Genomic DNA, 3,135 nt, shown 5'->3' on the forward strand with positions numbered 1-3,135 from the left:
CGCGAGCAAATGAATTACAAAGAAGATTTTGAACCTCATAAAAACAGAGGAATCCAATTATTAAATCTTAGAAATCTTTCTAGACAACAGGAGATTGTGACGAATATGTATGTGGAGGCTAAGCTGCAGTTTCACACTATTTTAGATCAAGTGTTTCCTGAATACCGCAAGGTTTTTGGTGATCTTTATTCGAAGGTTTCTTTATTGTTGTTAAAGAAATACCCTACTTCAGAAGATGTACTAGCGGCTGGAGAAAGTAAGCTAGCGGAATGTGTGATGGAGTTTTGTCCAAGACGGTCTAGTCTATGGGCATTGGATAAGGCAAAAAAGTTAATGGATTCCGCATCTCGAAATCCATTTCAAAAAGTCGTGTATCACAGTCATTTGATCAATCTTCAAATGTATATTGAAATGCTTTTTCAGTACCAAGGACATCTTTCAGAGTTGGAAATTCGTATAGTGACCTTGGCAAATGAATTAGAAGATTACGAGATTGTTCAATCAATTCCAGGGATCGGAGAAAAGATCGCTGCAACGATTATCTCCGAAGTTGGTGAAATCGATCGGTTTAGTCATCCGAAAAAACTGGTTGCCTTTGCGGGAGTGGATCCCAGTGTTCACTCATCAGGAAAGTTCACCGCCACAACCAATCGGATTACTAAACGAGGTTCGAGTAGATTGCGCCATGCTTTGTATCTTGCCGTATTGTGCGGTATCAGAAGCTCAAGAAACAAAAAGCTGAAAGAATTCTATGACAAGAAGAAATCAGAAGGAAAGCCTTCCAAAGTGGCAATAGTAGCCTGCATAAACAAACTTCTTCATTGGGTTTTTGGAGGGCTATTTGTCATGCACAAAATAGTATATCATAAGATTAATAGAAATTTTAAAGAAAAATATTGACATCCTATTAGCTGGTTTAGTTAAACAAGTAGCTGACTGTAAGGGTAGCTTTTTCTTATTGAACTAACGCGGCAATTTAGTTGAAGAAGAAGGTTTTTTTGCGATTGTGTTGAATAAGTTAATATATGTAAATTAATCTGCAGAAGGGGTCCTTTACTACAAGTCTAGGGGGCACTTTTTTCTTGAACTAACGAAGCAGTTTAGTTCAATATGAAAAACAAAAAAACCGCTCAATAATCCAGACAATGAAAAGTATTTAAAATTATATATTACCTCTTTACAGCATGGATAAAATGGACTGTCTCAAAAGCACATAAATAATCTGAACGACAACTAAAGAAAAGGCCATGTATTGCATTAGATGTCAAAGATTCATAAATAAGCAAACCTGATTCTTCTAACATGGATTGAATTCCGTTATTTGTGAACCTTGATTTTATCGATTCGCCACTTGCTGAAGTCATTTTAACTATATTTTCAACTCTATTAGACATGCTTTTTTCTTCATAGAGTGTTTCGTTTGCATAGTCTAAGACTTTAGAGCTTCCAGATGGGACTTTAGCAAATAAATGTTTAATCAGGCTTGAATTTTCATCTCGAATGGAGATAGAACAGTATACGGCTTTTTTTATGAAAAAGGAGGTTAGTGTAATAAAAGAAGTGTTTTTAAATAACATATAAAATGTTATTTTTACAAAAAGCATAGGGAGAGTGGCTAAGCATGATAAAATATCCAATCTTAGAAAAAGGTGCAACAATAGGAGTAACTGCACCTTCATCTGGAGTCCCAAGTGAATTACATCACTTGTTGAAATCTGCATTCAAAAGTGTAGAAAAGAAAGGTTTTAACTTCATCTGCGGAGAAACTGCATGGACACAAGAAAAAGAAAAGTCTGCATCTGCTATAAAACGTGCAGAAGAGTTCAATAAAATGATGCTTAGTGATGATATTCAACTTATTATTCCTCCTTGGGGCGGAGAGCTACTTATTGAGACACTTGAATATATTGACTTTGAAAATATAAAAAGTAAGTGGATATTAGGTTATTCTGATATAAGTCTGCTACTGTTAGCAATTACATTGAAAACGGGTACTGCTACAGCACACGGAACTAACTTAGTGGATTTACGAGGAGAGTACTCTGATGATACGACAGCAATGTGGCGAACAGTATTGTCTACCAAAATGAATGAATCAATTCTCCAACATTCATCAGAAAAATATCAAAAAGAATGGCAACCTGATAACCCTACTCCTTATATTTTCAATCTAACAGAACAAACTTACTGGAAATCAACTGTAAACGAAAAAGTTAAGATACAGGGGCGATTACTTGGTGGTTGTATCGATATAATTAGGCATCTGATTGGTACACCATATGGGAATGTACAAAATTTTAAAGAGAATTATATTGAAGGAGATTCTGTTATTTGGTATCTCGAAAATTTGCAGTTATCGCCTACTGAATTGCGTAGGACCCTCGTACAAATGAAATTAGCAGGTTGGTTTGAGGAGTGTAGTGGCATTACGTTTGGGAGAAGTCCAACAAATCCAACTGTTACAAATTATACAGTTGAAGATGTTTATAAAGAACTTTCTAAAGAGCTTCAAATTCCTATTTTGTACGATATTGATTGCGGTCATGTTCCACCACAAATGACTTTTATAAATGGAGCATTCGCTGAAGTTGAATCAGAAAATGGTCAAGGTACTGTGTTACAAACTTTTAAATAAAATTATAGATGTAAGGTAATGTTCAAACAGACCAAGAAGACTATGAAATGTTTCATAATTGGGTTGAGACAATGCTATATCGTACCGATAAAGAACTAAATATAGTTAAACCTTATTAAACTAACGGGTGCTTTCGTATTATAAGGTTAACCAGTTTTTACTGGTTGACCTTATTTTTATAGGATTTAATATATCAGTAGCCAGGGTAGGACGTACGGGTGCGTGGGACAATGATCCCGTGAACTAAACTGTCCACCCCNCTCTATGGCACCATAGTTCATCGACCTTCCTCTCCCAGCCGTAGTATCCTATACCCAGGTTTTCACATTTTCATTCTCTGTGGTGTAGCGCTGATTTTGCGCTACATGGATGGCTAACGGGTGCTTTCGTATTATAAGGTTAACCAGTTTTTACTGGTTGACCTTATTTTTATAGGATTTAATATATCAGTAGCCAGGGTAGGACGTACGGGTGCGTGGGACAATGATCCCGTGAACTAA

Annotated in this window: 3 protein-coding genes; 2 read left to right on the forward strand and 1 reads right to left on the reverse strand. The window is 36.1% G+C overall.

Annotated features, from left to right (window positions below):
* A partial coding sequence (locus FG382_RS09145) for an IS110 family RNA-guided transposase (protein WP_244950529.1) occupies nucleotides 1-900 on the forward strand: 900 nt, incomplete at its 5' end.
* Between the two features lie 269 nt (nucleotides 901-1,169).
* Here the strand turns inward: FG382_RS09145 and FG382_RS22945 are convergent.
* On the reverse strand, nucleotides 1,170-1,637 hold the full coding sequence (locus FG382_RS22945; protein ID WP_211356383.1) for a hypothetical protein: 468 nt from the start codon (nucleotides 1,635-1,637) through the stop codon (nucleotides 1,170-1,172).
* Here FG382_RS22945 and FG382_RS09155 point away from each other — a divergent pair.
* Complete coding sequence (locus FG382_RS09155; protein ID WP_142538583.1) at nucleotides 1,622-2,635, forward strand: S66 family peptidase; 1,014 nt, start codon at nucleotides 1,622-1,624, stop codon at nucleotides 2,633-2,635. The two genes, FG382_RS22945 and FG382_RS09155, sit on opposite strands and share 16 nt — an antisense overlap.
* Nucleotides 2,636-3,135 lie beyond the last annotated feature (500 nt).

The organism is Psychrobacillus lasiicapitis (genome assembly GCF_006861795.1).
Lineage (GTDB): Bacteria > Bacillota > Bacilli > Bacillales_A > Planococcaceae > Psychrobacillus > Psychrobacillus lasiicapitis.